The sequence below is a fragment of the Bradyrhizobium sp. MI1.10 genome, assembly GCF_055811035.1.
The window spans coordinates 1-946 of the sequence record NZ_JBVVPN010000142.1 but is presented as its reverse complement, the minus strand read 5'-3'; the positions used below and the strand labels follow the sequence as shown (position 1 = coordinate 946).

The 946-nt window shown below is 60.9% G+C and carries 1 protein-coding gene; it reads left to right on the top strand.

Annotated features, from left to right (window positions below):
* On the top strand, window positions 1–900 hold a 900-nt coding region (locus AC0L3K_RS40625), incomplete at its 5' end, for an alpha/beta fold hydrolase (RefSeq protein ID WP_473368207.1).
* Window positions 901–946 lie beyond the last annotated feature (46 nt).

The window sequence follows — 946 nt, the reverse complement described above, 5'->3', positions numbered from 1 at the left end:
GGCAACATCGCGTTTCAGGTGGCAGCGGAGCGAAAGAATCCCCCGATCGGCGTCTTTACCGAGTGCGACGGAGTGCGCCTTCACTATATTGAACGGGGCGATACCGCCGCCCCTTGCGTGGTCCTGTTTCACGGGAACGGCACCATGATTCAGGATCTCGTCCTAAGCGGCTTGGTCGACCGCCTGGCCCAAGACTATCGCGTCGTTTGCTTCGACCGGCCAGGATTTGGCTACAGCGACCGTCCGCGCACGCGCATCTGGACGGCCACAACGCAAGCTTCCTTGTTCGCGAAGGCTCTTGATCAGCTTGGAGTGCGCAATCCCGTGGTGCTCGGCCACTCCTGGGGAACGCTGGTGGCAATCGCGCTGGCGCTGCGAAGCGGTTATGCCGTGAGTGGGCTCGTGCTTGTGTCCGGCTACTATTTTCCAACCTTTCGGATGGATTTTTGGCTCATGTCAGGTCCGGCACTGCCGCTGCTCGGGGATCTGATGCGCTACACTATCTCGCCGATCATATCGTGGGCTATTACGCCGAAGCTGATGCGCACGCTGTTCGCGCCGCGTGCCATTCCGCCGAAATTCAAGAATGAATTTCCGATCTCGTTGGCTCTCCGGCCCAAGCAGTTGAGGGCGGCCGCCGAGGAGAGCGCGTTCCTTATTCCAGCGGCTGCGCAGTTGCAGCTTCAGTATCAGGGCATCCGGTCTCCCGTTAGGATCCTGCATGGAAAGGGTGACCGGCTCATCGAGGCCGACCAGTCGCGCCGCCTGCACGAGGTGTTGCCTAGCTCGGTGCTACATCTGGTCGAGGATGCCGGTCACATGGTTACCTATGCAGATGCTGCGGGAATAGCGGATGCCGTGGCGGCGCTGGCGCTCACCGCGCCGGTGAGGACCGCATAGGCTGTCTTGTTGTGATGCCGGTGTCCGGAAGTGGCCAATTTCAGAC